The sequence below is a fragment of the Nocardiopsis aegyptia genome (assembly GCF_013410755.1).
In the GTDB taxonomy this organism is placed as follows: domain Bacteria; phylum Actinomycetota; class Actinomycetes; order Streptosporangiales; family Streptosporangiaceae; genus Nocardiopsis; species Nocardiopsis aegyptia.
In genome coordinates, this window is the sequence record NZ_JACCFS010000001.1 from 446,980 (window position 1) to 473,230 (window position 26,251).

The 26,251-nt window shown below is 71.0% G+C and carries 29 protein-coding genes and 1 pseudogene; 11 read left to right on the forward strand and 19 right to left on the reverse strand.

The window, feature by feature from the left end; all coding sequences use genetic code 11:
* Positions 1 to 199: 199 nt before the first annotated feature.
* Together HNR10_RS02065 and HNR10_RS02070 are read right to left on the reverse strand one after the other, a co-directional pair.
* Positions 200 to 718: a hypothetical protein gene (locus HNR10_RS02065; RefSeq protein ID WP_179820413.1), complete on the reverse strand. Its 519-nt coding sequence runs from the start codon at positions 716 to 718 to the stop codon at positions 200 to 202.
* 57 nt (positions 719 to 775) lie between these two features.
* Positions 776 to 1,108, reverse strand: coding sequence for a hypothetical protein (locus HNR10_RS02070; protein ID WP_179820415.1), 333 nt, complete (start codon positions 1,106 to 1,108; stop codon positions 776 to 778).
* Positions 1,109 to 1,310: 202 nt separating this feature from the next.
* Between HNR10_RS02070 and HNR10_RS02075 the strand changes: the two genes are divergently transcribed.
* On the forward strand, positions 1,311 to 1,814 hold the full coding sequence (locus tag HNR10_RS02075) for a GNAT family N-acetyltransferase (RefSeq protein WP_179820417.1): 504 nt from the start codon (positions 1,311 to 1,313) through the stop codon (positions 1,812 to 1,814).
* A 94-nt stretch (positions 1,815 to 1,908) separates the two neighbouring features.
* Here HNR10_RS02075 and HNR10_RS02080 read toward each other — a convergent pair whose 3' ends face one another.
* The 7 genes from HNR10_RS02080 to HNR10_RS02110 form a co-directional block, all read right to left on the reverse strand.
* Positions 1,909 to 2,166, reverse strand: a complete 258-nt coding sequence (locus HNR10_RS02080) for a hypothetical protein (RefSeq protein ID WP_179820418.1) — start codon at positions 2,164 to 2,166, stop codon at positions 1,909 to 1,911.
* Positions 2,167 to 2,201: 35 nt separating this feature from the next.
* On the reverse strand, positions 2,202 to 3,254 hold the full coding sequence (locus HNR10_RS02085) for a quercetin 2,3-dioxygenase (RefSeq protein ID WP_179820421.1): 1,053 nt from the start codon (positions 3,252 to 3,254) through the stop codon (positions 2,202 to 2,204).
* Entirely contained in the window at positions 3,251 to 4,429 is a 1,179-nt protein-coding gene (locus HNR10_RS02090; protein ID WP_179820423.1) for an alpha/beta hydrolase, read from the reverse strand. The genes HNR10_RS02085 and HNR10_RS02090 overlap by 4 nt, the downstream gene beginning before the upstream one ends.
* Before the next feature lie 172 nt (positions 4,430 to 4,601).
* Positions 4,602 to 5,348: a phosphotransferase gene (locus HNR10_RS02095; protein WP_179820425.1), complete on the reverse strand. Its 747-nt coding sequence runs from the start codon at positions 5,346 to 5,348 to the stop codon at positions 4,602 to 4,604.
* A 201-nt stretch (positions 5,349 to 5,549) separates the two neighbouring features.
* On the reverse strand, positions 5,550 to 6,431 hold the full coding sequence (locus HNR10_RS02100; protein WP_179820427.1) for a LysR family transcriptional regulator: 882 nt from the start codon (positions 6,429 to 6,431) through the stop codon (positions 5,550 to 5,552).
* Positions 6,432 to 6,602: 171 nt separating this feature from the next.
* Positions 6,603 to 7,613, reverse strand: a complete 1,011-nt coding sequence (locus tag HNR10_RS02105; protein ID WP_179820429.1) for an STM4015 family protein — start codon at positions 7,611 to 7,613, stop codon at positions 6,603 to 6,605.
* 346 nt (positions 7,614 to 7,959) lie between these two features.
* Entirely contained in the window at positions 7,960 to 8,823 is an 864-nt protein-coding gene (locus tag HNR10_RS02110) for a LysR family transcriptional regulator (protein WP_179820430.1), read from the reverse strand.
* Between the two features lie 90 nt (positions 8,824 to 8,913).
* Here HNR10_RS02110 and HNR10_RS02115 point away from each other — a divergent pair, with 90 nt between their 5' ends.
* The 3 genes from HNR10_RS02115 (at position 8,914) to HNR10_RS02125 (ending at position 11,189) form a co-directional block, all read left to right on the forward strand.
* The gene (locus tag HNR10_RS02115; protein ID WP_179820432.1) at positions 8,914 to 9,651 is read left to right on the forward strand and encodes an SDR family NAD(P)-dependent oxidoreductase; all 738 of its coding nucleotides are present in this window, start codon (positions 8,914 to 8,916) and stop codon (positions 9,649 to 9,651) included.
* Positions 9,652 to 10,252: 601 nt separating this feature from the next.
* The gene (locus HNR10_RS31630) at positions 10,253 to 10,384 is read left to right on the forward strand and encodes a hypothetical protein (protein WP_281390076.1); all 132 of its coding nucleotides are present in this window, start codon (positions 10,253 to 10,255) and stop codon (positions 10,382 to 10,384) included.
* A gap of 229 nt (positions 10,385 to 10,613) precedes the next feature.
* Complete coding sequence (locus HNR10_RS02125) at positions 10,614 to 11,189, forward strand: hypothetical protein (RefSeq protein ID WP_179820434.1); 576 nt, start codon at positions 10,614 to 10,616, stop codon at positions 11,187 to 11,189.
* Between the two features lie 99 nt (positions 11,190 to 11,288).
* Here HNR10_RS02125 and HNR10_RS02130 read toward each other — a convergent pair whose 3' ends face one another.
* Together HNR10_RS02130 and HNR10_RS02135 are read right to left on the reverse strand one after the other, a co-directional pair.
* Positions 11,289 to 11,792, reverse strand: a complete 504-nt coding sequence (locus HNR10_RS02130) for a hypothetical protein (protein WP_179820435.1) — start codon at positions 11,790 to 11,792, stop codon at positions 11,289 to 11,291.
* Positions 11,789 to 12,232, reverse strand: a complete 444-nt coding sequence (locus HNR10_RS02135) for a winged helix-turn-helix transcriptional regulator (protein WP_179820437.1) — start codon at positions 12,230 to 12,232, stop codon at positions 11,789 to 11,791. Before HNR10_RS02135 ends, HNR10_RS02130 begins: the two co-directional genes overlap by 4 nt.
* A 76-nt stretch (positions 12,233 to 12,308) precedes the next feature.
* Between HNR10_RS02135 and HNR10_RS02140 the strand changes: the two genes are divergently transcribed.
* Positions 12,309 to 13,289, forward strand: coding sequence for an SDR family NAD(P)-dependent oxidoreductase (locus tag HNR10_RS02140; protein ID WP_179820438.1), 981 nt, complete (start codon positions 12,309 to 12,311; stop codon positions 13,287 to 13,289).
* Here the strand turns inward: HNR10_RS02140 and HNR10_RS02145 are convergent.
* Positions 13,213 to 13,503: a tetratricopeptide repeat protein gene (locus HNR10_RS02145; protein ID WP_179820440.1), complete on the reverse strand. Its 291-nt coding sequence runs from the start codon at positions 13,501 to 13,503 to the stop codon at positions 13,213 to 13,215. The genes HNR10_RS02140 and HNR10_RS02145 overlap by 77 nt on opposite strands.
* 171 nt (positions 13,504 to 13,674) lie before the next feature.
* A complete protein-coding gene (locus HNR10_RS02150) occupies positions 13,675 to 14,337 on the reverse strand; it encodes a class I SAM-dependent methyltransferase (protein WP_179820442.1) in 663 nt (220 codons plus the stop codon).
* 125 nt (positions 14,338 to 14,462) lie between these two features.
* Here HNR10_RS02150 and HNR10_RS02155 point away from each other — a divergent pair, with 125 nt between their 5' ends.
* Entirely contained in the window at positions 14,463 to 15,107 is a 645-nt protein-coding gene (locus tag HNR10_RS02155; RefSeq protein WP_179820443.1) for an ArsR/SmtB family transcription factor, read from the forward strand.
* A gap of 44 nt (positions 15,108 to 15,151) precedes the next feature.
* A complete protein-coding gene (locus tag HNR10_RS02160; protein ID WP_179820445.1) occupies positions 15,152 to 16,399 on the forward strand; it encodes an MFS transporter in 1,248 nt (415 codons plus the stop codon).
* Positions 16,400 to 16,885: 486 nt separating this feature from the next.
* Here the strand turns inward: HNR10_RS02160 and HNR10_RS02165 are convergent, their stop codons facing one another.
* Both HNR10_RS02165 and HNR10_RS02170 read right to left on the reverse strand, forming a co-directional pair.
* The gene (locus HNR10_RS02165) at positions 16,886 to 17,560 is read right to left on the reverse strand and encodes a response regulator (RefSeq protein ID WP_179820447.1); all 675 of its coding nucleotides are present in this window, start codon (positions 17,558 to 17,560) and stop codon (positions 16,886 to 16,888) included.
* Positions 17,557 to 18,798 (reverse strand): sensor histidine kinase, encoded by a 1,242-nt coding sequence (locus HNR10_RS02170; RefSeq protein ID WP_179820448.1) that lies wholly within the window; start codon positions 18,796 to 18,798, stop codon positions 17,557 to 17,559. The genes HNR10_RS02165 and HNR10_RS02170 overlap by 4 nt, the downstream gene beginning before the upstream one ends.
* Positions 18,799 to 19,009: 211 nt before the next feature.
* Here HNR10_RS02170 and HNR10_RS02175 point away from each other — a divergent pair, with 211 nt between their 5' ends.
* Positions 19,010 to 20,092 (forward strand): ABC transporter permease, encoded by a 1,083-nt coding sequence (locus tag HNR10_RS02175; RefSeq protein WP_179820450.1) that lies wholly within the window; start codon positions 19,010 to 19,012, stop codon positions 20,090 to 20,092.
* Positions 20,089 to 20,829 (forward strand): ABC transporter ATP-binding protein, encoded by a 741-nt coding sequence (locus tag HNR10_RS02180; protein ID WP_179820452.1) that lies wholly within the window; start codon positions 20,089 to 20,091, stop codon positions 20,827 to 20,829. The genes HNR10_RS02175 and HNR10_RS02180 overlap by 4 nt, the downstream gene beginning before the upstream one ends.
* A 189-nt stretch (positions 20,830 to 21,018) precedes the next feature.
* Here the strand turns inward: HNR10_RS02180 and HNR10_RS02185 are convergent, their stop codons facing one another.
* Positions 21,019 to 21,393 (reverse strand): hypothetical protein, encoded by a 375-nt coding sequence (locus tag HNR10_RS02185; protein ID WP_179820453.1) that lies wholly within the window; start codon positions 21,391 to 21,393, stop codon positions 21,019 to 21,021.
* A gap of 165 nt (positions 21,394 to 21,558) precedes the next feature.
* Here HNR10_RS02185 and HNR10_RS31915 point away from each other — a divergent pair.
* Positions 21,559 to 21,732, forward strand: a pseudogene (locus HNR10_RS31915) (IS630 family transposase); the annotation flags it as partial.
* A 78-nt stretch (positions 21,733 to 21,810) separates the two neighbouring features.
* On the opposite strand, the gene HNR10_RS02190 reads toward HNR10_RS31915, so the two are convergent.
* Complete coding sequence (locus HNR10_RS02190; RefSeq protein ID WP_017567935.1) at positions 21,811 to 22,224, reverse strand: MarR family winged helix-turn-helix transcriptional regulator; 414 nt, start codon at positions 22,222 to 22,224, stop codon at positions 21,811 to 21,813.
* An 87-nt stretch (positions 22,225 to 22,311) separates the two neighbouring features.
* Here HNR10_RS02190 and HNR10_RS02195 point away from each other — a divergent pair, with 87 nt between their 5' ends.
* Positions 22,312 to 23,247 carry an alpha/beta hydrolase gene (locus HNR10_RS02195; protein WP_312889471.1) on the forward strand — a complete coding sequence of 312 codons (936 nt, stop codon included), beginning with the start codon at positions 22,312 to 22,314 and terminating at the stop codon, positions 23,245 to 23,247.
* 513 nt (positions 23,248 to 23,760) lie between these two features.
* Here the strand turns inward: HNR10_RS02195 and HNR10_RS02200 are convergent.
* Together HNR10_RS02200 and HNR10_RS02205 are read right to left on the reverse strand one after the other, a co-directional pair.
* A complete protein-coding gene (locus HNR10_RS02200) occupies positions 23,761 to 24,450 on the reverse strand; it encodes a hypothetical protein (protein ID WP_312889060.1) in 690 nt (229 codons plus the stop codon).
* Positions 24,451 to 24,634: 184 nt separating this feature from the next.
* The gene (locus HNR10_RS02205) at positions 24,635 to 25,888 is read right to left on the reverse strand and encodes a WD40 repeat domain-containing protein (protein WP_179820458.1); all 1,254 of its coding nucleotides are present in this window, start codon (positions 25,886 to 25,888) and stop codon (positions 24,635 to 24,637) included.
* Positions 25,889 to 26,251: the final 363 nt, after the last annotated feature.

Here is a 26,251-nt window from a genome sequence, read left to right on the forward strand (position 1 = left end):
GGGAATCGGCGGGGCGGTGCGGGCTCGCTGGACCCTTCGCGGACGGGAACGGACCGGGGGTCGCGGCCTCCGGTGATCGCCGGTGGCCTCCGCACACGCTAGGGACGCCACCTTGTCGGGACCTTGCGGCGACCTTGGCGGGCCCGCCCGGCGCCGACCGTGTCCGCCCGGAATCCGTGCCCGCGGGCACCCGGCCGCATCAGGACGAGGGACCGCCCACCTCATGCGAAGGAATCGGCGCGTCACCGACCGCTGCCAGCAGTTCGATGGGGAATTCGCGGTCCTGTTGCCCGACGGTCAGGGAGACCCATCGACCCGCGTCCGGCCGCCGCCACAGGAGCATCGTGCTGCTCAGCATGCACAACCGGCCGATCGGTTCCGGAACCGGATCCTGCTCACGCGCTTCCCGCAGGCCGAGGGGATCGACGAGCGGCTGCTCGTCCAGCGCGCTGTGCAGGTAGGGGGTCAGATCGATCGGTTCGGGCGCGCCCCAGCGCGCCGTCAGCGTCTCGACCAGCCCGCGGAGGGCCGCGTCGATCTCCTCCTCGGCCGCCTCGACGGTCTCCTCGTCGGCGTCGTCCCAGAAGTCCTGACTCGCCCGGAGCACGTGCACGTGGAAGCGCGGACCGCTGCGCCGATCCCCCGATACCTGCTCCACCGGAGGGAAGGGGAGGGTGAGCAGGTCGTCGACCACGGCTTCCGCGTCCTGCGTCGTCACGGCAGGACACCAGCAAGCCGAGGGCCGCCCGTGGTCACCGGAGCACACGAGCGCCCATCAGGTCCCCGCTTCGCCGCGAGAGAGTTCCAAGGCGATCGTCCGATACAGGTGCACATGGCACTTCGCCAGGTTGAGCGAGAAGTACTCGGGGTCATCGACGTCCACCTTCCAGGCTTCCAGCTCCCGCAGCAGGCCGAGGAAGACCTCTGGGTCGAGAGCGAGTGTGGCGTTCCCGTGGCTGAGGATGGACTGCACGGTCCCGGCCACCGCGCTATCCCAGGAGAGCAGGTGGTCCATGAGCCATGCGTTCAGCTCGGTCCCAGCCCTGTATTCAGGGAACGGCAGGGCTTTCATCGCGGACCAGGCCCGCTCCAGACGGTCGCGGTCCATACTTCCTCCCTCTCTGCGGTCGGTTCCGGCGCGAGCTGGCGGACGGCCTCTCAGGCGCCCCAGGCGGCCGGGGCGGGACGCCGACGATCCTCCAGGGTGCGGGGCCGATGTCCGGCGCACCGGAACGATACAGCCGCGGCGGCGATCTACGGCGCCCCGTTCCGGCTGCCGTACACGGTGATCGGTGGGGAAGAGTAGGGGCATGCCCTCCTACGAGACGATGTCCTTCCACCTGGAGACCGAGCGGCTGGTCCTGCGGCCGTGGGCCGAGTCGGACGCCGCCGAACTCCGTGCCCTGCACGCCGAACGCGGCAAGGGCACCCCCACCGTCGAGTACACCCGGTCGCTCATCGCGAAGCAGCTCACCGCGACCGCGACGACGGGGATCGCGCTCCTGCGCGTCCAGCGCCGCGACGAAGGCGACCTCATCGGCTACTGCGGGCTGATCATCGGCCGTTCCACCCTGGAGGAGCCCGAGATCGCGTACGAGCTGTTCCAGCGCGCGCACGGGCGCGGCTACGCCACCGAAGCGGCCCGCGCGGTGCTCGACGCCGCAGCCGCGACCGGGCGGACCAGGCTCTGGTCCACCGTGGGCACGTGGAACGCCCCGTCGCTGCGAGTCCTGGACAAGCTCGGCTTCGAACGGGACCGCGTCTCCATGGAGGAGAACGGCGAGGTCGTGTGGCTCACGCGCTCGTTGCCGTGACACGCGGCGGCCCGCCCGGACCCGCCTACGGCCCAGGCCGCGCTCGTCCCACGTCTCCGGCCGCAGCAGGGGCGCGCGGTCCAGCATGTCCGGTCTAGCGTGATGCGTCGCCGCCGCCGTCCCTGGGTTCCGCCGGGCTCTGCCCGGACATGAGCCAGGGACGGAAGAGCCGGGTCATGAACGGCATCACGACGTAGGTCTGCAGCGTGACCAGCACGACGGTGAGGATGAGCGTGACGACCGGGATGGGCAGTTCGGACACCACGGGTCCCAGGAGCCACAACAACAGGGTGATGATCGGATAGACCGCGAGCCAGCTGACCACGGCCGTCTTGTATCGGGGTGGGCGCACCACACCATCCTGGCATCGTCGCTCAGCGTGAGCGGTCACAGGCCCCTCGCCCGCACCCGCTGGGGCGGCCCGCCGACCACGACCAGGTCAAGGTCCGGATTGGCCTGGACGCCGCCCATCATCACCGACGGGTCGATGAGTCCCTCGGTGTGCACGAAGTCGTCGGTCGGCACTCCGGTGGCATCGAAGAACGGCTCGAACACGTCGGAGGTGAGCAGTCCGAGCATCTGGGTGTTGTGCGCGGCGATCGCGAAGCTGTGCACCGTCCCGGCCGGCGCGTGCAGGAAGTCCCCGGGAGTCAGCAGCAGTTCCTCGCCGTTGACCCACAGCCAGACCCGCCCGGACAGGCACAGGAAGTTCTCCGTGTGCAGGCGGTGGAAGTGGCGGATGATGTAGGGCTGGGGCGCGGCGAGCGTGCTGACCGAGAAGTAGCGGCCACCGGTGTTGCGGCCCCGCGCGGAGTAGGCGTTGTGGGCGTCCGGCCAGCCGCGCAGGTCCCCGGTCCGCGAGCGGAGGAAGTAGGCCTCCTCGCCGTCGGGCAGCGTGTCGTCCCAGACGTCGCCGGCGTCCCGGGCGTCCACGCGCGGCAGGTCGTGCTTCCGCGTGCCCGGCAGCAGCGCGGCGGAGGCCTCGGCGGGGGTGTAGACGTGCCGTTCGACGGTCTCCCGCGATCCCACCAGGGCGTCCAGGGCGCCGCTGGAGGCGGAGAAGAACAGGAGCCGTGACATGTGGCCGAGCATCCGGTAGGCCACCGGGGTGCCGGGTGGGACGTGGAGGGAGTCGCCGGGCACGAGGACGCGGCTCTGTCCGGGGAGCCAGAACTGCACGCAGCCCTCGAACACGTAGTACGAGTGCTGGTGGGCGGGGAGGCTGTGGAAGGGCGCCTCGGATCCGCGCGGTCCCAGGACGAAGGCGGCGTCGAAGAGCCCGCCGGTGTCCGACCCGCGGGCGATCACCGTCCACAGCTGACCGCCGATCTCGTACCGCAGCCCCTCGCCGCTGGCCAGGTAGTACGGGACCGGCTCGCCGGGCAGGGCGTTCACGACCGGGGCGAGGTCGTGCATGGTCTCCAGGTCGGGGGTGGTCATCGGGTCTCTCCTGAGGTGGGAGGCGGCTGGGGTCCGGCAGTGGGGCGGTCCGGGTTTCCGGAGACGAGGTGGCGGCGGAAGAAGGCGTCGATGTCGTCGAATCCGAAGGTCGCCGACCGGCCCGGAGCCGCGTCGGCACCCGTGCCGGGCCTGGAGTCGGCAGCCGTGTCGGCGGAGCCGGAAGCCGTGCCGGGGGCGGGGGCGGGTGCCGTGCCCGGGGCGGAATCGGAAGTCGTGCCTGGAGCGGAGCCGGAAACCGCGCCGGGGGCGGGGGCAGGGACGGGAGCCGTGCCCGGTGCCCTTCCGGGCGAGACCCGGTGCACGGCGGGCGCGCGGCCCTCGGCCGCCAGGCGGCCGTCGTCCATCATCCGCGCGGTCCGGACGTCGAGGCGGCCGGCCGGGTTGAGGAAGCCGTGCCGGTAGCCGTCGACGAGGTAGAGCTCGCTCGGTACGCCCGCGGCGGCGAGGGCCTCGTGCAGTCGCTCGCTCTGCGTGTGCGAGACCAGGTCGTCGCCGGTTCCGTGCGAGATCTGGAACGGGGGCGCGGCCGTGCTCACCCAGGTCAGCGGACTGGCGTAGCGGGCGAGCTCCGTGCGCTGCGAGGGCGGACCGCCCAGGAGTCGGGCCTCGGGGGTGGACGCCTCGTCCCTTCCGGCGCGTGCGGCCTCCGCGGCCACGGCGACCAGGTCCACGGGCCCGTAGGACTCCGCGACCGCCTGCACGGATGGGTCTCCCCCCGTGTCCTCCTCGCCCGGCAGGGCGGCCAGGTGACCGGTCAGCCCGGCCAGCGCGGCCAGGTGGCCGCCGGCCGAGGCGCCCCAGGTTCCGACCGCGCGGGGGTCCAGGCCCCAGTCCGCCGCTCGCGTACGCAGGAACCGGATCGCGGCGCGCACGTCGTGCAGTGGGGCGGGGAAGAGCGCCTGTCCGGAGAGCCGGTACTCGATGCTCGCGAAGGCGCATCCGGTCGCGCGGACGTGGTGGCCCAGGTCCGGCGCCAGGGTCCGGTCGCCGGTGAACCAGCCGCCGCCGTGCAGCCACAGCACGACCGGGACGGGCCGGTCCGCGGGGGCCGGGCGGTGGAGATCGAGCAGGAGGTCACCGGTGGCACGCCGTGCGTAGACGAGACCGGTGTCGGATCTGACGGGTCGGGCGGAGTGGAGGGGGCCGTGGGACATGCGTTCATCCTGCGGTGGCGCCCGGGCCGGTGACCAGCGCGATCTCCCGAACGGGCATCCGGGAATTCCGCACGGCCGCTCCCGCACCCCGATCGCCTCCGGACGATGGCCACGCCCACCCGGTGGTCGCTCCTGCGCCCCGGTCTCACCCGCACGGTGACCGCGCTCCCCCTCACATCCGAGATCTCAGCACGTCGACCTCACAGCCCGGCGCGAAGGGATCGAAGCCGTGCTCGACCAGCCGGCGAACCCCCAACAGGCTTCGCGACGACCACCACCCGCGGATCACGTCGAGGTCGACGTCGGTGCCACAACCGGCGATGAGGTCGTCGAGGCGCTCCTCGCGTCCGAGCGTCAGGGTGGCGAGGTCGAACAGGGCATGGCCCCGGCCCGCCTCGGACCAGTCGATGATGCCGGTGACCTCGTCGCCGTCGACGAAGACGTGCTCGATCTGCAGGTCGCCGTGCGTGGACACCGGACTCCACGGCCGGCGCGCGGCCTCGGCGACCTGGCGGTTGCGGGTGACCAGGTCAGCGGGCAGGACACTGTTCGTCACGAGCAACGCGCACTCGCGGTCGAGCTCCGCCGCCCACTCGTCGGGCCCCCGGCGGCGCCGGCCGGGCCAGGGCGGCAACGGCGCCTCGTGCAGCCGCCGGATGGCGGCACCCGCCGCGGCCCACGCCGCCGACGGCGCGGTCGACGGCTCACCGAGACGGCCGAGCGGCCTCCCCGGGACGGCGGCGATCGCGAGCACGAGCGGCCGGCGCCACAGGACCTCCGGAGTCGGCACCGGCGCGAGGGACATCGCCTCGACCTCGACGTCGATGCGCGCCTGATCGGCGTCCACCTTCAGGAACACGTCGCCGGCGCGCAGGGTCGCGCGCTCGGAATGGGCGACGACGACTTCGATCTCGTCCATGGGCGACCAGTATCCCGGGGACGGTCGCCGACGTCGCCGGGTGTATCGCGTGCGAGAACGCGGCCGACCACGTCCCGCCGCCCGGCGGCCTCGTGCGCGACTCCGGCCTCCGACCGGGTCAAGCCCACCACTCGCGTGCGGAGTCCTCGTCGTTCGTCTCGTTCGGTCTCATCGCGACCAGCGGATGCACCTGTGCCCGGGTCACGTCTGTGCTTCGGGCCCGTCGAGCGCGCACAGGCGGACGAACCGTTCCAGCGCCACGGGCCGGCGCCCCTGGCGCACACTGAGGTAGGTGGTCACCCGCGGGGCGTCCACGATGGGCACGAAGCGAATGCCGGGGTGCGTGTAGGTCGTCTCGGCGGAGCGGCCCGCGATGTTGACGCCCTGCCCGGCGGCGCACATCTCCAGGATCTCCTCGAAGTTGCGGGCCACCGGGAGCAGGTGCGGCGCGGAGCCCTCTGCGGCCACCGAAGCGAACCACCGGGCGTGCGTCCCGCCCTCGACCGCCACGAACGTCTCCTCGGCGATCTCGGCGAGGGTGAGCGAGTCGCGCCCGGCCAGGCGGTGCCGTGCCGAGAGCACCAGGAGGCAGTCCTCCTCCCAGAGCGGGAGGGACTCGAACCCGGGCAGCGGCCCCTCCTCGGTTCCGACGACGAACGCGCAGTCGACCTCGGCCCTGGCCAGGGCCTCGTGGCAGCCGGTGAACCCCAGGTGCCGCACCTGCCACCGCACCCCGGGTATCTGCCGTGCCGCGTCGGCCATGATCGCGCGGAACTCCGTGCTGGCGACCATGAGTCCGATGCGGACACTGGGCTCGGCGGCCTCGCCCCGGCCCCACTCCACGGCCTCGTCCATGCTCTCGACCGCGCGCCTGGCCAGCGGCAGCAGCTCCCGGCCGTGGTCGGTGAGCTCCACGCCGCGCGGCGAGCGGTCGAAGAGGGGGCGGGACACCCGCCGTTCCAGGGCCGCGACCTGCTCGCTCAGGGCCGAGGGGCTCAGGTGCAGCCGTGCGGCGGCGCGGCCGAAGTGGAGTTCGCGGGCCACGGCGAGGAAGCACCTGAGCTGGTGGATCGTGAAGTCCATGTCCCCGCCGTGTCGTCCCGGTCCGTGCGGCGCCGCTTCCGGGCCCGTGCCCGCGTTCGCCCGCTCCCATGTTCGCCTGTGCCCGTGCCCAGCCATGTCCGTGTCCGTGCCGCGCGCCCTTCTCACGAGCCTATCCGCGGCGGTGGTCCGGCCACTCGCGTCGAGTCCCCCCTATTCGGAGGCGGCGGTGTAGTACATGGGGTCCTCGTCGTCCATCTCGGTGTCGGGCTCCAACCGATAGGCCAGGTCGACCTCCACGCCCGTCCCGGCGAACGCGGCGCGCACGCGCTCCTCCATGTCCTCGCCCAGGTAGTGGTGGTGCAGATCGAGCCTGCGCAGTCCGGCGAAGGCCCCGGCCCGGTCGACGAGTTCGCGGCCGCCCCTGTCCGTGAGACAGCCCAGCGACAGGTCGAGGACCTCCACGCGCTTGACGACGGGTGCCTCGGCCAGTACCGGAATCCACCCGTCCACGGACTCGGCGTTGCGCACGCCCAGGTACCGCAGCTCCGGGAACGCCTCCCCCGCGAGCACCGGGGCGAGATCCTGCGGCCAGGTGCTGCCGCCGTACTCCTCCACGCCCAGCCACAGCTCCAGGTGCTCCAACGCGGGCAGGCCGGAGGACGCCACCTCCCGCGCCACGGGACCGGGCAGGCCACCGCTCTCGATGGTGAGGGAACGCAGCGCGTCGTGCGAGGGCACGTGGAGGCTGAGCTCTCCGCCCAGAGCGCTGGACGCGCCCCGCACGGCCAGCTCCTCCAGGCGGGGGAAGGCCGCCACGAGCGGGGCCAGATCGGGCTGGGCGATCCAGGAGAGCTCGCACTCGTGGGAGTGGATGTCACCGACGAAGACCGACCGCAGGTTCGGCAGCGCGTCGGCGTGCTCGACCAACAGCTCGACGGGCCCGTGCAGGCTTCCGTCGACCCACGTGCCGAGGGTCAGTGCCGTGACCTGGTCGCCCACTTCCGCCAGGAAGCGGGCGAAGGCCTCGTCCTGTTCGGCCCGGTCCATCGCCGTCCTGCCGGAGATCCGCAGGCGCCAGGCGGCGGAGGCCGCCGACGGGGCTGCGGCCGGGTCACCGCCGGCTCCCCGAACCCGCCGAAGTCTCCCGCGCCACTCCTCGGTCGTCTCCTCCAGGGGGAAGTCGACCACGGGCAGGCCGGCGAACTCGGTGAGGTTGTCCACGGGAACTCTCTTCTCAGGGGGTGGTGGAACGACCCCCTATGCCTAGCAGTCCCCTCCGACAGCCGGGATCCGGTGCCCTCGGTCCCGGTTCCACGTCCCCCGTGGAGCGCGCATCGTGGAACGCAGGCTGTAGAACGCGGACCGTGGAATGCACATCGTGGAACGCGGACCATGAATCGCGGACCCTGGAACGCGCACCGTGGAACGCGGACCCTGGAACGCGCACCGTGGAACGCGGACCCTGGAACGCGCATCGTAGAACCCGGATCCTGAAACGCGAACCCTGGAACGTGGCACCGCCGGTTCGGCACACGCCGGCCCCGCCGGTCCCCGCGACGGACACGGGTCACAGTCGGGTGGCGGTGGCGATCAGCCCGGCGAGGGCCAGGGAGCGGCTGTGCGCGGGCCAGGCGATGTGGGTGACGACCGGGGGCGCGTCGGTGAGCGGAACGGCGGCGTGCTCGGACCAGAGCCAGGCGCGGGCGGAGTCGGGGAAGACGGCCACGGTCCGGCCGAGCGCGATCAGTTGGGCGAGTTGCGTCTGGTCGTGGATCTCGGGGCCCGGGCCGGGCGGGTAGGCGCCGTGGCGGGACCAGCGGGCGAGGGGGAGGTCGGGGATGTCGGTGACCTCGGCCAGGGACAGCACATCGCGTGCGGCGAGCGGGTGACCGGCGGGCAGGATGGCGATCTGCCCCTCGGTCATCAGTTCCTCGCTGTCGAATCCGACCAGCGAGTTGAACGGCGCGTGCATGATGGCCACGTCGGCGCGCCCGTCGCGCAGCATCTCCCCCTGCTCACAGGTACCGCTGGGCAGCACCTCGACCTCGGCGGCGCCGGGTTCGGCGGCGTAGGCGTCCAGGAGCTTGTGCAGCAGTTCGTGGGACGCGGCGGCCTTCACCGCCAGCACCAGCCGTTCGCGCGCGTCGCCCGTACCACTGGCGCCGCCGGCGCGGCGGGTGCGGCGGGCGGCGGCGGTGACCGCGTCGAGGGCCGCGCGGCCCTCGTGCAGCAGGACCTCTCCGGCGCCGGTCAGGGAGACGCCGCGGCGGTCGCGTTCCAGCAGGCGGACGTCGAGACGCCGTTCGAGCTGCTGGATCGCCCGGGACAGCGGCGGCTGGGCCATGCCGAGGCGCTCGGCGGCGCGGCCGAAGTGCCGTTCCTCGGCGACGGCCACGAAGTACCGGAGTTCGCGGGTCTCCACGGTGTCCATGGCCGCACCGTACCTTGATACCCGCCGGGTATGACAGGGCACCATATCGGTGTTGGCCGCACGACGCGCCGCCCGGCGAGTATCGACGGCATGAGCGAAACGAAGACCGCGCTGGTGAGCGGCGCGAACAAGGGCATCGGTTACGAGATCGCGGCGGGGCTGGGCGCCCTGGGGTACCGCGTGGGTGTGGGAGCGCGTGACGGGGTCCGGCGCGAGACGGCCGTCGCGAAGCTGCGCGCCGGCGGGGTGGACGCGTTCGGGGTGCCGCTGGACGTGACCGGCGGCCAGAGCGTCGCCGATGCCGCGGACCTGGTCGAACGGCGGGCCGGACGCCTGGACGTCCTGGTCAACAACGCCGGCATCTCCGGCGAGACCGGTCCGGGGTGGGGGCAGGACCCGACGACGCTCGACCTCGATGTGGTGCGCACGGTGGTGGAGACCAACGTCATCGGCGTCATCCGGCTGACCAACGCCATGCTGCCGCTGCTGCGGCGCTCGCCGTCGCCGCGCGTCGTCAACGTGTCCAGTTCGGTGGCCTCGCTGACCCGGCAGGCCGACCCCGACATAGAGGTCGGACCCGTCATGGCCGCCTACGCACCGTCGAAGTCGTTCCTCAACGCCGTCACCGTGCAGTACGCCCGGCAGCTCGCCGGGACCGGCGTGCTGGTCAACGCCGCCTGCCCGGGCCTGGTGGCGACCGACTTCACCGGCTTCCAGGGCCCGCGCACGCCCGAGCAGGGTGCCGCGACGGCGATCCGGCTCGCCACGCTGCCGGACGGAGGCCCCAGCGGCGGGTTCTTCGAGGACGCGGGCGTCATTCCCTGGTGACCGCGGCCCCGGCGTGACCCCGTGAGCCGTGGCCCTGTGGGGCCCGTGAGCCCTTCGGCCGCCCGCCGACCACCCGTGGTCGGCGGGCGGCCGTGCGCAGCTCGCACGGGCGTACGCGTCGATCCTGGTGTCCGGACACCACGCGTCGAACCTGTTCACCGAGTTCGCGGGCCGGCTGACCGAATCCGCACCACGATCGTTCGGCACGGGTGCACCCCGCCCGAGCGCGCCGCGGCGAAGGCGGAGGCTCTCTACTTCTCCTACATCGGAGTCCTCTTCGCCTGGTCGGCACGCCGATCCGACCGACATCGGTGCCGGCCTCCGGGACGTGTTCACCGCCATCTGTGCCTGTGAGGAGACAACGAGACGAGCCCGCTGCCCGACACGTGGTGGCCGCCGGCCCTCCTGGCGCTCGGCCTCCCGGGCGACGCCGTGCTGTCGGTGCGCCCGCCCCGGTTCATCCGCGACTGCCTCGACGGTGTGCGGTTCCCCGCGACCGGTGGTGGACGCTCGTCGTCGTCAAGGTCCTGGCGGCGACCGGACTCGTCGTCGGCATCCGGACACCCGGACACCCGGCGTCGCCCTCGCCGCCAACGCCGGCGTGATCGCCTACTTCCTCTGCGCCGCCGCCGCGCACATCCGGGCTCGCTTCACCGGGCAGGCGTTCTGGCTCAACCGCCTGGGGATGCTCGCCCTCTCCGTCGCCCTCCTCGTGCTGTCGTTCGTCCTCTGACGCGGTGACCCTCCCTCCCCGGGCGACCACTCCGTCCGCCCCTCCGGTCGGCCGACTCCACCCGGCGCCCCCCGAGCCCGACGAACTCGACACCGGATATCGGGAACCGAAACCGGCTCCCCCGTGTCAGATCAAGGGACGAGTTCCCCTCGTCCCTCCCCACAACTCCACTCCCCTGTGTCCCTGGAGTGGCGGATCCAGCCGACTCTCACCTTGGAAAACACTGATCATGAGCAGTAACCTCATCCCCTTCCCCCTCAGCGGCACCGTGCTCGCGCGTTCCACCGCCGGCATCGCCTCCCTCGTCCTCGCGACGACGCTGACCTCGTGCTCCTTCGCTCTGGGGGAGTTGGAGCCCGTCGGTGAGGAGTCCGCCGCGCCGGCCGAGTCCACGCCGTCCGCGGAGCCCGACACCGCCGAGCAGGACGGGGAGAGCACAGCCGCCGAGGACGTCATCGAGGAGCACTCCGAGGCCGAAGACGCCCAGAACGTTCTTCCCATGGCCGCGTCGGAGGCCCTGACCTGGGACAGTGAGACCTACTGGCTCAGCGGAACCGGGGAGGCTCTCTACAGGCTGGACTGGACGCCCTCGTCCGACATGACCCTGGACCTGACCCACTCCGGGAGCAGCAACTTCATCATCGTGACCTACGGCGCGGACGAGACCCGCTACGCCAGCCTCGTCAACGAGATCGGCGCCTACGAGGGCAGCGTCACGCTCGGCGACCTGCCGCTGCTCGACGGCGCCGAAGCGGTCGACTACCTCCACATCCAGGCCGACGGGGCCTGGACCATCGCCCGCTGACCGACCCCACCGGCCAGGCCCGGCCCCGGGTGGGAACCCGGTGGCCGGGAGCCGGCGGCCCGAGCGAGGTCCCGGGGGCGGGCCCGAGCCGGACCGGCGTCAGCGGGCGCGGCCGTGGGCGGCGCGTGCCCTGGCCTGGTAGCGCATGGTCCCCACGGCCAGACCGACCGCCATCACCGGCCCCAGGACGGCGAACCCGGCCCCCTTCACCACGGCCCACCCCCAGGAGTAGTCGGGAGTGTAGGCCGCCGGGCGGCGGGCGTCGGCGTCCAGGCGCACGCCGTCGATGGGCGACGGCAGGGGGTCGCCGGAACCCACGTGCGCCGCGTCCCTCAGGTCCACGCCCTGGCGGCTGATCGTCCCGTCGTCGCTGGTGAACGTTCCCTCCAGATGGCAGCCGCCCCTACCACCGCACGACTTCTCGGTGGCGGTGAACGTGCCCACCGGACCGGTGGCCAGCGTGGCGCGGCCGGAGAGGCCGTCGGCGACGAAGTACAGGCCGATGGCAACGGTGAACAGCGGGATCAGGACGATCATCGTCCAGACGAAGACCCTGCTGACGCAGCCCATGGGCCTGGGGGGAACGGGGGTGGTGGAGTTCATGCCCGTGAGACGCCGTGGTCCGCGCCGGGGTTCCCGGCCGCGTCGTGGCGGACCCTGGCCTCCTCGATGTCGGGGCGGTGGTCGACGGCCCACGCGGTCAGCACGGACAGGGGGCCGAGCAGCGTACGCCCCAAATCGGTGAGCGCGTACTCGACCGTCGCCGGAACCGTCGGATACACCGTCCGGTCGACCAGCCCGTCGCGCTGAAGGCCGCGCAGCGTTCTGGTGAGCATGCGCTGACTGATGTCCTCGATACCGCGGTGCAATTGGCTGAACCGTTTCGGCCCGCGACCGAGCACGACCACCACCAGCACGCTCCATTTGTCACCCACACGTCGGAGAACATCGGTGACCGGGCACGACGCGTGTTCCTCGGCCGTGACCGGCATATCGAGTTCCACTGACATCCCGCCGGGCACTCCATTGTTCGTTGCGGACATCAATGTGCCTCCTTCCCACAGGGGTCGCACATCACTGAAGATGCACGTGCGAACGAAAAGCAACAAGGGGGCCGGCATGCATGAGCAGACACCGCCGAAGAAGACCGTAGTGGTCCAGGGCGGAACCGACGGCATGGGCCGGGGCATCGTCATGGCCCGCCTCGAAGCGGGCGACACGGTCGTCGCGCTCGGCAGCAGCGCGGAGAAGGGCCGACGCCTGCACGCGGAGGCCGCCGCGCTGGGCGCCGGCGACCGCCTCCGGTTCGTCCGCGCCGACCTGAGCTCCATCGCCGAGAACGAACGCGCCGTCGCGGACATTCGCGCACAGTCCCCCGCCGTCGACGCCCTCGTCCTGTGCGCCAACCGGCAGGCTCCCCGGCGCGAGGTCACCGCCGAGGGGCTGGAGTTCACCTTCGCCCTCTACTACCTGAGCCGGTACCTGCTCAGCCACGGGCTGCGCGCCGAGTTCGACGCCGCCCCCGCCCCGGTCATCGTCAACGTCGCCGCCGCGGGGCTCAAGGTCGGCAGGGTGAACCTCGCCGACCTGCAGTCGGAGGCGAAGTACAGCACGATCCGCGCGCAGATGCAGGCCGGCCGCGCCAACGACCTGCTCGGCAGGTCGTTGGCCGACGAGCCGAGCAGCCGTGCGCGCATCGTGCTCCACCACCCCGGCTTCACCCGGACCCTCGGCGGGATCGGCCACCTCCGTCAGCCGGCCAAGGGCATCATCACCCTCCTGGGCAAGGTCGCCGCGAAGCCGGTCGAGACGGCGATCGCCCCCATGGTCGAGGTGATCGACGGCCCGCCCGCCGAGCCACTGACAGCGATCGACCGGGGCAGGCCCGTCGACCTGGCCATGGCGACCTTCGACCCGGCCCGGGCACGCGAGCTGGCCGAGGCGACCCGCGGCCTGGTCGTGGCCCACCACGGCGAGAGCCCCCTGCTTCCCCAGACCAACGAAAAGTGGAACGGAAAAGGCTTCAGCGGGAACGGCGAAACACCGTCCCGACGAACCACCACGCGAACGCCCACCTCTCGCCCATACCCCGCCGATTGAGGAGGCTGCCGAACTGGCGCACGACAGTGGGGCCGCCTTCGGCAATGGCGCGTCGGAACCAGAGCCCGGCCTCACTGTTCTTCTCCTGCTCCTTGAGCAGGGAGCCGAGGTTGACCATGGCGCGGATGTCGCCGGCTTTGACGGCCCGGCGGTACCAGCTCTTGTCTTCACCGGCCCTGCCCTGTGCTCTGAGCAGGCTGCCGAGGCGGTTCATCGCATCGGTGCTGTTGCTCGCGGCCGCCCCTCCGGCACCAGGGCCGCCCGCACGCCCTGGAGGAGACCGAGGTTGCTTTCCCATTATGTGGAAACAGACTTGTCAACCTCCGTCCGGGCCTACCCCCTGCCCGAGTGGTGCCACCCGACCGGCCAGTGGGGCGCGCGGTGCTCACCGGAGTGGGGGCTTGGTCTGGGTGATGCGCCACAGCCGACGGGGCAGCTCACCCTCCTCGAACGATTCGACCGCGACAAGGCTCCATCCGGCGGCGAGGTCATCGACCAGGGCGCGGTCGAAGAAGTGCACGGCGAATCCGCCGTGCTCGAAGATGTCGTCGCCGTGGGACACACCGGTCCCGTAGTGGGCATCGCCGGTGTGGCGCACCGTGTACACCAGCACGCCCCCGGGGCGCAGCACCCGGCCGATCTCGTCCACGAGCGCGTGGATCTGGTCGGTGGTCAGGGCCATGCACAGCAGCATGTGTGCGAAGACCCCGTCCACGGAGGCATCGGTCAGCGGAAGGGGTGTGCGCGCGTCGTGCAGGTGCGTCTCCACGCGATCCGCCACACCCTGTTCTTCGGCGGTACGGGTGAGCTGGTCCAGGGCGGTGGCGCTGAAGTCGGCTGCATGGACCTGAAGTCCCTGGTCGGCCAGCCATAGGGCGTCGCGTCCGTGCCCCGAACCCAGCTCCAGCACCTCCTGGGCACCGCGGGCGGTGAACACCTCCAGCGCGTGCCGGGCGGGTTTTGACGGTTCGGCGCCGTACATGTGCGGGTTGCGGTCGTAGACGTCCTGCCAATGCTCGCGCTGGGACGCGCCCAGATCGGTGCCCACGTCGGCCTCCTTCGGCGCGGGAGCGCAACCGCGCTCTCCGCCTGAACGGGACCGCCCTCTTCCGGTGGTCCCACCGGTCACGTACTATCTATTCCAAAGATACATGGAACTATGGAGTTGCTGGGATGAGCAAGACCGACCTGTACGACGCCATCGCCCGCACGGGCAAGGCGCTGGCCCACGGCAAACGCCTGGAGATCGTCGAACTTCTGGCCCAGGGCGAGCGCCCCGTGCAGGACCTGGCCCGCACGGCGGAGCTGAAGCTGTCCACCGCCTCCGCCCACCTGCAGGTACTGCGCCAGGCCGGGCTGGTCACCGCCCGGGCCGAGGGCACCAAGATCTTCTACCGGCTGGCCGGCGACGACGTCGCCACCCTGATGTCGGTGCTGTGCCGCGTGGCCGACACCCATCAGGCCGAGGTCGAGGCCGCCCGCCGCGCCTACCTCGACCATGACGACATCCGCCTGGTGGGGCGCGAGGAGCTGCTGGCCTCGGCCGTCACCGGCACCGCCCTGGTCCTGGACGTGCGCCCCAGCCAGGAGTACGAGGCCGGGCACCTGCCCGGCGCGGTGTCCATCCCCCTGGAGGAGCTGGCAGACCGGCTGGCCGAGATCCCCGCCGACACCGAGGTCGTGGCGTACTGCCGGGGCCGCTACTGCGTGCTCTCCTACGACGCGGTGCGCCTGCTGCGTGCCCATGGCCGCAACGCCGCCCTGTTGGAGGAGGGCGTCCTGGAGTGGCGCTCGGACGGCCTGGCCGTCACCCACTGACCTACCACCCGGCTCCGCCCTCTTCGACGACAAGGCCGTATCCCATGACCACCACCGCCCTCGCTCCGCATCCCGCCCAACGACGTGTCCTGACAGTGCTGGTCATCGCCCAGGTCCTCAGCGGAGCCGGACTGGCCGCGGGTATCACCGTGGGCGCCCTGCTGGCCCAGGACATGCTCGGCGGCGCGGGTTGGGCCGGGCTGCCCAGCGCCCTGTTCACCATCGGCTCGGCCGCCGCCGCGGCCCTGATCGGCCGTACCTCCCAACGCCTGGGACGGCGCACCGGCCTGGCCGCCGGATACGCCGCGGGCGCCCTGGGAGCCGTGGGCGTGGTCGCCGCCGCCACGCTCGGCAGCGTCGTACTGCTGTTCGCCTCCCTGTTCGTCTACGGGGCGGGGACCGCCACCAACCTCCAGGCCCGCTACGCCGGAGCCGACCTGGCCACCCCCCAGCGCCGGGGCCGGGCCCTGAGCACGGTGATGGTCGCCACGACCCTGGGCGCGGTCGTGGGTCCCAACCTGGTCAGCCAACTGGGCGATCTGGCCCATGCGGTGGGTGTTCCGGCGCTGGCCGGCCCGTTCCTGCTGGCAGCGGCGGCCTACGCCTCGGCCGGGCTGGTCCTGTGGCTGCTGCTGCGCCCCGATCCGCTCACCACCGCCCGCGCCGAAGCTGCCCTCCCCCAGACCACCGCCACTCCCACACCGAGCCCCACCGCCTCAGCCTCGAACACGCGGATGCTGATACTGGGCGCCGCCGTCATGGTCCTGGCCCAGCTCGTCATGGTCGCGATCATGACCATGACTCCCGTCCACATGACCGGCCACGGCCACTCCGTCGGCGCGGCCGGGCTGGTCATCGCCATCCACGTCGCGGCGATGTTCCTGCCCTCCCCGCTCAGCGGCTTCCTGGTCGACCGCCTCGGCCGCGTGCCCGTGGCCGCCGCCTCCGGGCTGACACTGCTGGCCTCCGGACTGCTGGCCGCCCTGGCCCCGCCCCACTCAGTGCCCTTGCTGGCCCTGGCTCTGGCTCTGCTGGGTCTGGGCTGGAGCTTCGGAATCGTGTCGGGCACCGCGATCGTCACCGACGCCGTCCCGCTGGCCACCCGCGCCCGTACTCAGGGATCGGTGGACGTGGCCATCGCCGTGGCCGGAGCGGGCGGAGGCCTGGCCTCTGGACTGGTCGTCGCCGCCGGAAGCTACGCACTGCTGTCCCTGGCCGGCGGAGTGCTCGCTCTCGCGGTCCTGCCCGCCATCGCCTGGACCGCACGCCCGGTACCCGCGTCCAGGAGATGACAGGTCTTCACGTGCCGGACTGAGCCCAGGAGCGTGTGGGCGTGGGCACCGACGTCTTCGTGTTCGCGCCCATGGCCATGTTCGGGGTGTCAGTCACCATCGCGCTGCGGCACTGGTAGGTCGCAGTTGACCGGGCATGGGTCCTGGCTCGGACGAGGCTGTTTCCCAGTCCGGGCGGCCTCGACGATCGGGAGGAGAGTCGCTGCCCCCGGGAGGCCGAACGTCTCGAAGGTGAAGCCCTACTCGGGTCCATCTCCTCATGTGCGGGGAGCAGCGGTAGTTGTCAGACCCTGGGCGCGAGGTGCTGGGGCCATCCCCTCATGCGCGGGGAGCAGTCTTCCTGACTTGCGGTTTCACCAGCACGGGATGTCGAATTCGGCAACTTCCCGAAAATTCGCCACAGAGAACAGGTGCGGACAACCAAACACGAAAGGGTCGGCGCCCGCGCACCGGATCGAAGCTACGGGGGACGCGGGCTCCATCCCCTCAGCGCGATCTGATGATTCCGCGTTCCAGAGCGGCGGAGACCGCCGCCGTCCGGCTGTCGACGCCCAGCTTGTCGTAGACGTGCACCAGGTGGGTCTTGACGGTGGCCTCACTGATGAACAGTTCCCGAGCGATGGCCCGGTTGGCCAACCCCCGGGCGAGCAGGCCGAGGATCTCCACCTCGCGCGGGCTCAGTGCGGGACCTGGCGTGCGCAACCGCCCGAGCAGCCGCGCGGCCACGTGCGGGGCGAGCGCGGTCTCGCCGCGCGCCGCGGCACGCACCGCGTGGCACAGCTCCTCGGGCGGAGCGTCCTTGAGCATGTAGCCGGATGCCCCGGCCTCCACCGCGGCCAGGATGTCGGCGTCGGTGTCGTAGGTGGTCAGCACCAGGACCGGCGGCGCACTCGGCTGGGCCGTGATGCGCCCGGTGGCGGCCACCCCGTCCATGCCCGCACCCATCTGCAAGTCCATCAGCACGATGTCGACCCCGATGCCCTCGGGGCCGAGCAACGCCGCCAGGACCTGCAGAGCCTGGGTTCCGTCGGCGGCCTCCCCCACCACCCGCATGCCTCCGTGGTCCTCGAACATCGCGCGCAGACCGCGCCGCACGACGGGATGATCGTCCACCAGCAGGATGCGCAGTGGGGTTCCGTCCCCGGAGTCGGTGCTGCTCATTGCGTCTCCCCTTCATCCTCTCGCCCGTCGGGCACGGGACGCCGGGCCAGTGGGAGCCGCACCGCCACGGCGGTGCCCTCTCCCGGCGCCGACTCCACCTCCAGCCGTCCGCCGAGTGCGGTCATCCGCTCCCGGAGCGCGGCCAGGCCGAACCCCGTGCCGTCCGGGCGCGGAACCGAGCACTCGGCGGCGGCGAACCCGCGGCCGTCGTCCACCACGTCCAGGGTGACCTCCTCGTCGAGGAACCCGAGTGTGACCACCGCGCGCGTGGCGCCCGCGTGCGCCACGGTGTTGGCGAGGCTCGCCTGCGCGGCCCGCAGCAACGCCACCTCGTAGTCGCGCGGCAGCGGTACCGGATCACCGTCCACGCGCAGCACACAGTCGAGCCCGCCCTCCCGGCCGGCCCGCTCGCACACCCGCCGCAGCGCCTCCACCAGCGACCCCTTCTCCAGCGACGGCGGGGTGAGGTCGCGGACGAAGCGGCGCGCCTCCTCCAGGTTCTCCGCCGCGGTGGCACGGGCCTCGGCGATCCGCTCCCGGGCGGGCCCGGTGACCCCGGGGGCCGCTCCCTCGGCGGAGCGCAGTAGCAGCACGATGCTCGACAGACCCTGCGCGAGCGTGTCGTGGATCTCGCGGGCCAGGCGCTCGCGTTCGGCCAGCACCCCGGCGCGGTGCTGTGACGCGGCCAGGTCACCGCGGGTACGGGTGAGGTCCTCGATCAGCCGGCGCCGCTGCTCGCTCTCGTTGTACAGCGCCGCGTAGCCCAGCGCGATGACCACCGATGTCAGCGCACCGATGACGGGGCCCAGGACCACCGGGACGGTGAGGGTGCCCAGGTGCAGGGCCTGGGCGGCGACGACGGCCGCGGTGATGACGCTGACCGCCACCATCGCGTGCCGACGCCGCAACAGGTGCAGGTGCAGGAAGAACAGCGGGAACGCGACCCAGGAGAAGTCCGGTCCGGTCAGGAGCAGCACGACCCACAGTGCGGTGACGGAGGCCAACCATCCGAGTGCTGTCGCGCGCGCCGGAGCGCGGTGCCGCATGAGCGGCCCCGACGCGTAGACCACGGCCAGTACCAGGGCACCGACGACGGCCGCCCAGCGGTTCGCGGGCGCCGCGAGGCCGTCGGTGGCCGTCTGCAGCGCGCCGATACCGAGCAGCGCGAAGAACGCGGTGTGCAGTATGGCGCGCAGCAGCCACAGCACGGTCCCCCCAGTGGGCCCGGCCTCGGCCATGTGTGCCACCCCCTCGCCCCGATCGGGCTTTCATCATGCCCCGGCGCAGCGTACGCGGGGTGCGGGCACCGCCGGTATCCATCATCAGGTGGATTCGCGGTTCCCTCGTTCGATGCCCGCCGTTCGACCATCGCCCCGATGGCACGGCGGCCGGATGCGCGGATGGTGGAGAACGAACGGGCCGCCGGGCCCGCCCATCGGAAGGGACACCGTGTTCGTCGCACTCAGAGACATCCGAGCGGCCAAGGGGAGGTTCGCGCTCATCGCGTCGGTCGTCGGTCTCATCACCCTGCTGGTCGTCCTGCTCTCGGGGCTGACCGCCGGTCTGGCCGCGGAGTCCACCTCCGCGGTCGAGAACCTGCCCGCCGAGCGCATCGCCTTCGGTGCCGCGGGCGACCAGGCGCCCGAGGCGTCCTACGCCGACAGTTCGGTCACCGCGTACCAGGCCGACGCCTGGTCCACCGCCGACGGGGTCGCGTGGGCCGAGCCGCTGGGCATCACCCAGAGCCGGCTGGAAGCCGAGGACGGCTCGTCCTTCGCGGCCACTGTCTTCGCCGCCGATCCCGACGGCCGGCTCGCCCCCGAGGGCACCGCCGACGACGCGCTCGTCATCGGGGCATCCCTCGCGGAGGACGAGGGGATCGGTGAAGGCGACGTCCTCACCCTGGGCGGCACCGAGCTGACGGTGGCCGCGATCGGCCGTGACGGCTCCTACAGCCACACCCCGGCGGTGTGGACGTCGCTGGCCACCTGGCGGTCGTTCGTGCCCGGCTCGGGGGACGCCACCCCGGTGGGCACCGTGGTGGCGGCCGGCACCGACGGCACCGCCGACTTCGACGCGATCGACACCGCGGCGGGGACCGTCTCGGCCGACCGCGACGACAGCCTCGCCGCGATCGGGGCCTTCTCCTCGGAGAACGGCTCCCTGCTGATGATCCAGGGGTTCCTCTACGCGATCTCCGTGCTGGTGGTCGGCGCGTTCCTGACCGTGTGGACGGTGCAGCGCAGCGGTGACATCGCGATCCTCAAGGCTCTGGGCGCCTCGACGCGCTACCTGCTGCGCGACGCCCTGGGCCAGTCCGCTCTGGTGCTGCTGGCGGGTGCCGCCGTGGGCGGCGGCCTGGGGCTGGGCCTGGGCGCTCTGGCGGCGGGAATGGTGCCGTTCGAGTTGACCGTCGCCACGGTGCTGGTACCCATCGCGGGCATGACCGCCCTGGGTATGGCGGGCGCCGTCCTCGCCGTGCGCGGCATCACCTCCGTCGACCCGCTGACCGCCCTGGGAGGCGTCCGATGAGCCTGACCCTGTCCGATGTGACCCTGACCTACCCCGACGGCGACACCACCGTGACCGCCCTGGACGGGGTGTCGCTGACCGTGGCCCCCGGCGAGCTGCACGCCGTGGTGGGCCCCTCGGGTTCGGGCAAGTCGAGCCTGCTCGCGGTGGCCGCCACCCTCATCCGCCCCGGCGCGGGAACCGTACGGATCGGTGACACCGACACCGGCGGGCTGTCCCGAACGGAACTGGCACGGTTGCGGCGCGACCGGATCGGCATCGTCTTCCAGCAGCCCAACCTCGTCGGGTCCCTGACGGCGGTCGAGCAACTGCTGGTCACCGAGCACATGCGCGGTCGGCGCCCGCGCGCGCACCGGTCGGCCGCGGCCGACCTGCTGGCCACGGTGGGACTCGACGGCCGACAGCACCGACGCGCCGCGCACCTGTCCGGCGGCGAACGGCAGCGCGTCAACATCGCCCGTGCGCTGACCGGCGCCCCCGAGGTGCTGCTGGTCGACGAGCCGACGGCCGCGCTCGACCACGAGCGGGGTGGGGCGATCGTGGACCTCATCGCCGATCTGACCGCCCGGTTCGGTCTGGGGACGGTACTGGTCACCCACGACACCGAGTACCTGGACCGGGCCGACGCGGTGTGGGAGATGCGCGACGGGCGGCTGGCGTCCGCGGCGGCGGCGCTGCTTCCGAGATTCGACCAGGCCACGGTGGCCGGGATGACCGTCATCGACCCCACCCGCTGACGGGCCCTGCGCCGCCCTGAACGCGGCGGTGGTCGCCGTGCTACCGGCGAGAGCGGGAACCCGCCGGTCTGGACGAGTGTCGCGCACACGTTCGCGCCTCACTGATGCCCGGACTCGGACAACCCGACGGAGCCGCACGTTGCTCCATGTCGGCGTCGGACGCCGCCCTGAGGACGGCCGGGTGCCTCTTCACTCCTCTTGGATGACCCAGACGTCCCCCTCGCACAGGGGTGGTCCGTACATGAACACCCTGCCGTCCTCGGTCATCGCGCCGATCTGCCGAGTGCTGTCCGTGCACCCGTCGTCCATCAGGGTGAACGGCCACCTGTCCCACGGTGATGGCGGCTCCTCAGGGGTGATGCTGATCTCCAGTGCTTCCCCTGGCGGTATGGGGTCGCTGGTGAAGTGGTCCGGCGGTTCCTGGTCCGAGGTCGTCGAATCCATCCAGTGCATGACGGGCACGTCGAGTTCGTTGACGATGGAGAAATTGACCTCCGCCTGACACGAGACCGTGGCCACCACCGCGAGAAGAACGACCGGCACCAGCACTAGGGGCCGCCGCACGGCTCCTCCCCTCTGGACGGGGCGGCATCCGCTCGCCTCCGGCTTCCGCCATCTCAGGCCCTGACCGGGAAGGTTCGCCGGGGCGGTCGTCCGGGCGGTTGGATGCACGGTGACTTCCGATCCGATTGCTGGGGGCGGGGTGTCTGAGCTGGTCCATGTGCGCAGGCCTCGTGGGCCAACCACATCGAGGCGCACTTCGGACCGCTTCGCCAGTTCACCATCGCAAACTCGCACTACCGCAACCGCGATGTCCTGGCCGCCGATCGCAAGGAGCGTGCCCGCATCCGCAGCGAGAAAGGGATCCGCTGGGGCGGACGCCCCCTCGCCACCGCAGGCTGAACGATCCAGGGAATCTACGCGGTCACAGCACTGGTGAGCGGGGGTCACCGGGCAGGCGAACCGCTCGTGACCATGGACTCATGCGGGCGAGAGCATCTCCTGAAGGATGCGCTGCAGCTCGGTGCGGTCCCGCGGAGTGATCCTCGCCAGTCTGCGGTCGTACTCCGCCGCGAGGGCTGCAAGTGCACGATCCCGTGCCTCTGTGCCCTCAGCGGTGAGTACGAGCCGGTGACGCCGCAGGTCCGCGTCGTCGATCTCGCGCCGGATGAACCCCTTGGCGACGAGGTTGCGGACGTAGACCGTCACGCTCGCCTTGGGGAGCAGCAGTGCCGTCGCGATCTCGGCGGGGTACGGCGATGCCTCCACCTCGGCCAGGACGAAGAACTCCTTCGTCTCCAACCCGAGCTCGGCCAGCTCCCCCGTGCAGGCATCCATCACAACGCCCAGCAGCCGCTGGTTCAGCGTCCACAGCTGCGCCCCGTCAACTGACATGCGACCCCTCCGTCCATATGGTACAGTTTCGTATTAGTTTAAGATCGTACAATACATTGACTTGTACTGGACTCCCATGGAACAACAATCTCACGAAGGAAGCCAGGCATGCTCAAGCACCTCACGATCCCGCGCGGTCCCATCAACCTCGCCGCAGACCTCCACCTGCCCGACCACGCCGGCAGCAGCACACCACTGCGCGCCGTGGTGCTCTCCACTCCGGGTAGCAGCGTGAAGGAGCAGATCGGCGCCAACTACGCCTCCCGTCTCGCCGCCCGCGGCATCGCGGCGCTCGTCCTCGACCCCGCCCATCAGGGTCAGAGCGAGGGCGAGCCCCGCGACCTCGAAGACCCCTACCGCCGAGGTGAGGACATCTCCTACGCCATCGACGTGCTCACCACGATCCCCGGCATCGACCCGCAGCGCATCGGCGTCCTCGGCATCTGCGCCGGTGGCGGCTACACCGTGCACACCGCTCGCACGGATCACCGCATCAAGGCGGTCGGCACGGTCGTCCCCGTCAACATCGGCGCCGCGTTCCGCAGCTTCTCCCCCGACGGTCCGGCCGCAGCACTCGACGCCCTCGCGGACGCACGGACCGAAGAGGCCCGCTCCGGCGAGACGACCCGCGTGAACTGGCTGCCCGTCACCCTGGAGGACGCCACAACAGCGGGGCTGACCGACATCGACACCACTCAAGCCGTCACCTATTACCGCACCGAGCGCGGCGGTCACGAACACTCCACGAACCGACGCCTCTTGCGCAGCGACTCCCTCCTGCTGGGCTACGACGCGTTCCACCTGGCCGATCGGCTCATGACCCAGCCACTCCAGGTCATCCTCGCCGGACGCTTCGGCAACACCGGCTCCTACGACACCGGCATGCAGTTGTGGAAGTTGGCCCCCAACCCCGTCGACCTCATGGTGATCGACGGCGCCGGCCACTACGAGATGTACGACGAACCCGAATACGTCGACGCTGCCGTCGAACGACTCACCAGCTTCTATGCGAACAACCTGTAAGGCATCCGAACCGGCGAACCTTCCCGGACAGAGCACTAGTTGCCGTCGTTCTCCGCGCGTCGCCCCTCCCCCACCCTCCTCAGGAAGCGACCAGAAGGACGCTATATATATCGGGGCGCTGACACGGACCTGAGCACTTCAGCTCGGCGCTTCCCCACGAGCAATTCCCAGACTCGGCAACCTCCTACGTCCCTCCTCCCGAGCCTTCGGACAGAAAGGCAAGGCGGGATTGACCGCTGATCGGTGGGCCGCTCAGCAAGTACTTCACTGAGCCTTTTTCAGTCGCCGTAGCCCCACTCAGCGCCCTCGAGGTTCGCGTCGGTCAGGTCTGCGCTGGTCAAGACCATGGCCTGGATGGTGCCGACACTAAGCCGAAGCACAACCGAGACCAATAGCGGGAAGGCGGGGGGCGCGCCCGGGGCGCGCCATGGCCAGCCTCGGGTGCCGACCGTGTACAGGTACGTCTCCCGCTGGGAGGAAGCCGCGGTCACCGAGCAGGTCAGCGCTGTCGTCTCAGCCACCCAGCTCCCGCGAGGTCACCCCCACGTTCTCCGTCAGGGTTCGGACATTGTCGGCCACCGTCGGGGTGTCCTCGACCAGCTCCAGGAGGGCGTCGTGCGTGTCGTGGACGCACTGCGGAGAAGGCATTCCTCCGATGGGCAGCGTGTGCAGGGGGCGAGGGTACAGGCCCCCCGTACCGGGACTGGCGAGCACAGCGATGCTCCCGACCTCCTCGATGTCGCCCCCGCTCTCATGCAGAGCAACCCGGATCCGGGCCACGCCGGTGCCCAACTCGCTGCTACCTATGGGAAGTTCGAGCGCCTCGGCCTTCTTGGGCTCCAGGGCATAGGAGATGTCGCGGTGCGATTCCTCCCCCTGCGCAGGAAGGCTGATCTCGTAGGAGGCTGTAACGGTGATGGGTCCTCCCTGACCGTCAACGCATTCGGTCACCGGAACGAAGGACTCGGTTTCCACGGTGATCCGATCGAACACCTTCAGATCCTCGGAGTTGTTCTTGAGGATCACGGTGAGCACGGTGGCGTGGACGTCCACCTCCTGGTCCGGGCCCTCCCCGCCGGACAGGGTCCCCGTGATCGCCTGTGAACCGTCCGCTGACAGCTCCACCACCTCGAAGGTTCCCCGGTTGGCCCAGTCGCCCACGTCCCTGACGAAGAGGACGACTGCCATGAGGGCGGTGGGCACGGCCAGCAGGGTCGCCCAAGCCACGACGGCCGCGCTCGGCGTCCGAAGGAGCCGTCCTCCCCGGCGCCGGGAAGTGGGGCGTGACTGTCGCGGCCTGCGTCCTCCGCCTCTGGATCGGTTGCGCCTGTTGCTCCTACCCATGTACAACTCCCGTTCTGGGATGGCTGATCGTCACCGATAGGGCTCAGTCGTCGGAGGGATCGGGCGAGTGGGGAACCGTTGGTTCGCCGTGGTAGTCGCCCGCTTCGTCCTGGAGCCGGATGCACACGGGCTCATAGGACAGGCCGGGGAGCTCACGTTCCCATTCCTCTGGACTCAGCAGGACAGGAGCACCCGTGCAGCGCTGCGTCAGGTAGATGGACAGCGACTCGGCGTCAGCGTAGGGAGCGTAGGGGTCGCGGGACATGTCCCACAGCGAAGGGCCTGACCCGGACATGACCGTTGCCACCACATGCAGAAGCGAATCCGGGTGTGAGGCGGCGAGCAATTCCACCTCCCGTGCCATGGGCATGGTCTCCACGGGTTGGAATGCTGTCAGTATCCCCGGGGGTGTCTCCCACAGGGTCAGTTCCTCGAAGCCCCGGTCCCGGCCCGCGGTAACGAGGAAGCGGATCTGCCCCTGGGCTGCCAAGCCCGGGGCGACGTCCAGGCGCTGGTGCGCGCTGGGCCGAGTCGAGTATTCGTCGCAGAACACACCGGAGCAGGACTGGGGCATGGCCACGGGGCCGTCTCCGGTGCGCACCGCATCGGAGGACACAACGAAGATTCCCTCGTCACTGGTCACGGCGATGACCTCCTGACCGGTCGCGGAGGGGGAGAACCGGAACCCCTGGCCGCTCAGCCCACTGTCACGCAGGTCTGCGGTACCGAGCAGTTCGCGGGTGGCAACGTCCCACAGGCCGATCTCCCCCTCATCGGTCAGTGTGGCCAGGCCCGTGCCGTAGGAGGTCATCGCGAGTGAGAAGCGCTCGTTCGCCACGGCGATTTCATCGTCGAGTTCCCAACCATCGTTGTTCCACAGGAAGACGCTTCCCGTCTCGGAGCCCAGGGCCAGGTAGTCAGCGTCGATGAGCGAGCCCCGCAGACTGCTGGCGAAGGCCATGCCGCTTCCCGCGCCGGCGTCGATCCGCGTCTCTTCCTCGCCGGTCTCGACGTCCCACACCACGACTTCCTGATCGGAGCGCGCCGCGACGAGCAGAGGCTGAAAGTCCAGGGCCAGTTCCTCAACGGGCCCGGGCGCCTGCTCGTCGAAGACGGTGTCACCGGTGTAGACGTCCCAGAGGAACACCCGCCCTCGGGCGGTTCCTCCGGCGAGGAATCGTCCCCCGGAAGAGAAGACCAGAGTGGTCAACCGTTCGCCATCGCTGTCGAGCTCCATGATCAGGTGCGGTTCGGCGAGCCTTTCCATGGCTGCCGCGGAGGTGTCGGTGCGCTCCAACCCTGCAGCCTCAAGAGCCAGAGCGGTGGACAGCCGGGGGTCCTCGGGTGCGAGTTCGAGGGAACGGGAAGCGAGTGTGTCGGCGAGGTGTACACGCTCTTCGGGCTCCAAGTCCGCAACAGAGCGTGAGGGAGCAGGGGAATCTGTGTCCTCGTCAGTGGGCGAGGCGCAGGAGGCGCCCAGAGACAGGGTCAAGAAAGTCGCGGGAAGGAGTCGAACAGACGTGGTTCGAAGGTGGGAGAGCAGAACAGGAACCCGGGGGGAGGGAGTCTCCATGTGTTGATTGTAGAACCGGAACGGCTTCTGGGTACGGGTTTTTGACCACGGAGGCACATTCGTTGCAGGTTCTCCTTCCAAGCCCAG

Coding starts and splice junctions, on each gene's coding strand:
- HNR10_RS02130 (WP_179820435.1), bottom strand. CDS start 11,792: ATGAACTCCACCACCCCCGTTCCCCCCAGGCCCATGGGCTGCGTCAGC.
- HNR10_RS02070 (WP_179820415.1), bottom strand. CDS start 1,108: ATGGACCGCGACCGTCTGGAGCGGGCCTGGTCCGCGATGAAAGCCCTG.
- HNR10_RS02095 (WP_179820425.1), bottom strand. CDS start 5,348: ATGGACGAGATCGAAGTCGTCGTCGCCCATTCCGAGCGCGCGACCCTG.
- HNR10_RS02075 (WP_179820417.1), top strand. CDS start 1,311: ATGCCCTCCTACGAGACGATGTCCTTCCACCTGGAGACCGAGCGGCTG.
- HNR10_RS02155 (WP_179820443.1), top strand. CDS start 14,463: ATGAGCAAGACCGACCTGTACGACGCCATCGCCCGCACGGGCAAGGCG.
- HNR10_RS02180 (WP_179820452.1), top strand. CDS start 20,089: ATGAGCCTGACCCTGTCCGATGTGACCCTGACCTACCCCGACGGCGAC.
- HNR10_RS02125 (WP_179820434.1), top strand. CDS start 10,614: ATGAGCAGTAACCTCATCCCCTTCCCCCTCAGCGGCACCGTGCTCGCG.
- HNR10_RS02190 (WP_017567935.1), bottom strand. CDS start 22,224: ATGTCAGTTGACGGGGCGCAGCTGTGGACGCTGAACCAGCGGCTGCTG.
- HNR10_RS02140 (WP_179820438.1), top strand. CDS start 12,309: ATGCATGAGCAGACACCGCCGAAGAAGACCGTAGTGGTCCAGGGCGGA.
- HNR10_RS02115 (WP_179820432.1), top strand. CDS start 8,914: ATGAGCGAAACGAAGACCGCGCTGGTGAGCGGCGCGAACAAGGGCATC.
- HNR10_RS02170 (WP_179820448.1), bottom strand. CDS start 18,798: ATGGCCGAGGCCGGGCCCACTGGGGGGACCGTGCTGTGGCTGCTGCGC.
- HNR10_RS02110 (WP_179820430.1), bottom strand. CDS start 8,823: ATGGACACCGTGGAGACCCGCGAACTCCGGTACTTCGTGGCCGTCGCC.
- HNR10_RS02090 (WP_179820423.1), bottom strand. CDS start 4,429: ATGTCCCACGGCCCCCTCCACTCCGCCCGACCCGTCAGATCCGACACC.
- HNR10_RS02145 (WP_179820440.1), bottom strand. CDS start 13,503: ATGAACCGCCTCGGCAGCCTGCTCAGAGCACAGGGCAGGGCCGGTGAA.
- HNR10_RS02165 (WP_179820447.1), bottom strand. CDS start 17,560: ATGAGCAGCACCGACTCCGGGGACGGAACCCCACTGCGCATCCTGCTG.
- HNR10_RS02135 (WP_179820437.1), bottom strand. CDS start 12,232: ATGTCCGCAACGAACAATGGAGTGCCCGGCGGGATGTCAGTGGAACTC.
- HNR10_RS02160 (WP_179820445.1), top strand. CDS start 15,152: ATGACCACCACCGCCCTCGCTCCGCATCCCGCCCAACGACGTGTCCTG.
- HNR10_RS02100 (WP_179820427.1), bottom strand. CDS start 6,431: ATGGACTTCACGATCCACCAGCTCAGGTGCTTCCTCGCCGTGGCCCGC.
- HNR10_RS02085 (WP_179820421.1), bottom strand. CDS start 3,254: ATGACCACCCCCGACCTGGAGACCATGCACGACCTCGCCCCGGTCGTG.